Origin of the sequence: Streptomyces sp. LS1784 (assembly GCF_020103755.1) — a bacterium.
GTDB lineage: Bacteria > Actinomycetota > Actinomycetes > Streptomycetales > Streptomycetaceae > Kitasatospora.
Window position 1 is genome coordinate 1 of record NZ_JAHSQD010000897.1, and the last position, 2171, is coordinate 2171.

Consider the following 2171-nt stretch of genomic DNA (forward strand, 5'->3'; position numbering starts at 1 on the left):
CGGTCTCGCGTGAGTTGCGGCGCAACGCGGCCACCCGGGGCGGGCGCCTGGACTATCGGGCCTCGGTCGCGCAGTGGCACTGCGACCGGCAGGCCCGCCGTCCCAAACCGTGCAAGCTCGTCGAGCACGACGAGTTGCGGCAGTATGTGCAGGATCGGCTGTCCGGCAAGGTCACCGGCCCGGACGGCATGCCGGTGCCCGGTCCGCAGACGAGCTGGAAGGGGCGGAACAAGCCCCGGCGCCAGGACCGACGCTGGGCGACGGCGTGGAGCCCGGAGCAGATCGCCCGACGCCTCCCGCTCGACTTCCCCGAGGACGAGACCATGCGTATCTCCCGCCGGCACCCCCGGTGCTGGTGGAGGTGCTGCCTCCGCCCCCGCCCTGCCCCGGCGAAGCCCCGGGGCCGGTGGCGGTTCCCGCGGTACCGCCGGTGGCATCCGGCGTTGTCCCGCCGTTGCCTCCGTTGCCTCCCGTGGAGCCCGCTCCGGTGCCGCCGGAGGCACCGCCGCCCCCGGCGACCACCAGCAGGGAGCCGCCCGTGCTGACGCTGGAGGCCCCGCCCCCGCCCGGACCTTCGAAATGGAGGCCGCTGAGCGGAAAACTCCCGCCCGGGGCGCCGCCGTTGAACCCGCCGGCACCCGCCGTGCCGGTGCCGTTGCAGCCCTTGCCGCCGGTACCGCCGACGTTGACGGTGAAGGTCGTCGGTGCGGTGGTCTGCGGCAGGGTGGTCACCACCCGCGCACCCGTCCCACCGGTCCCCGTGACGGAACAGGGGGTACCGGTGTTGTCGGCGCCCCCCGCGCCGTCCGCGGTGATCGTCACCACCGCCGCCGCCGGAACCGTCAAGGTCTGCGAAGCGCCGGTGAAGGTGAAGGTCTGCGACGGATCAGCCCGCTGCGCCCGCACTGGCACGGCCTCCACCGGCGCGGCGGCCACCGGTGGAGCCGCAGTCGCCAGCAGCGCCATACCGGACAGCAGTGCGCCCCCCACCGACACCACCCCCACACCGCGCTCCCCACGCAGTCCACCCGAGCCAACCAGGTCGGACGCACCGACGGCACCAACCGGGGTCATCCCACCGACCAGGGCCCTGTTGAACACGGCCACGGGCCACTGACGGCTGACCCGACACCACGGCAGATCGCCCTGTCCACGCGTACGAGCACTCATCCGCAGGTTCACCTCTCCTCACAGCAAGGCGCCCCGCACCCTCACGCGACAACGCAGAAGTGCGGCAGGGCACCTGGCGGTAAATCATGACAAACCACAGTAGATACCCCGATCCGATCACTTCGAGGTAGCGAGGTGATGAGAAGCCTTGTATGTCGCAAACACCGCGCGCGAGCCGGCGAGGAACCGGCATCGCCCGTACGCCCTGCTGCGCCAAGCGCTGCTCGACGCCGACGAGGTCGCCGTCGTACGCACCATGCTGCGCACCCGCGAGACCCTCGCGGTGCTACGGGTACGCGAGGACACTGGTGCTCCACACCTTGCTGTGGCCCGACGAGATCCGCTCCCCCGAGGGGATCGCCCCGGCCGGGGTCGAGTTGCAGGAGAAGGAGCTCGCGCTGGCCCGCGCGGCTGCACGCCCTGGCGGGTGGGGACGCGAGCGGGGATTTCTGGCGGTGGCGGGCGGTGGCGCGGGATGCGGCGGTGTTCCCGGAAGTGGTGGAGGTCGCGCGGGCGTTGCTGGATCCGGTGATGGCCGAGTTGGTCTGGCGGGACAGCGGGGCCGGGCGGCCTCGGGCGCTGCCGGCGGACGGGGCGTTCTGCCGGCGGCTGGGCGAGCGGGTGGGGCGCCGGTGGTTGGGGCCGCTGGCTGCGGTCGACTTCGACGGGCCGCTGATTGTTCGACGACGGCACCCTGGGCCGCCCAAGCGGGAGCAGCATCGGACCGGACAGCGCACTGCCCGGACGGCCGCGCGAAAGCACCTCACGGCAGCTCGCTTCGCCGACACCGCCACCTTCGCGGAGGCCGTGTGCCCGGGCGTCCCCGTGCCGGACGAGCAGAAGCCCGCGGTGCGGCACGGGCGCGGGCACCTGCTCGACGTCGGGCGGATCCACGCTGCCTTCGTCACCGGCGCCCGCGCCCGCGGCGAGGCCTGCGGCCCGCTCGACCTGGTCCCCGCCCCGCAGCTGCCCGCCAGCGGCGCCGAGGTGGGCGGGCCCGC

Annotated in this window: 1 protein-coding gene and 2 pseudogenes; all 3 read left to right on the top strand. The window is 73.8% G+C overall.

Annotated elements, in window-relative coordinates; translation table 11 throughout:
* A pseudogene (locus tag KS423_RS43965) lies at nt 1-335 on the top strand (IS30 family transposase); the annotation flags it as partial.
* A 983-nt stretch (nt 336-1318) separates the two neighbouring features.
* A complete protein-coding gene (locus KS423_RS48685) occupies nt 1319-1702 on the top strand; it encodes a Ku protein (RefSeq protein WP_374120169.1) in 384 nt (127 codons plus the stop codon).
* Nucleotides 1654-2171 (top strand): annotated as a pseudogene (locus tag KS423_RS43970) (hypothetical protein); the annotation flags it as partial. The gene KS423_RS48685 and the pseudogene KS423_RS43970, both read left to right, overlap by 49 nt.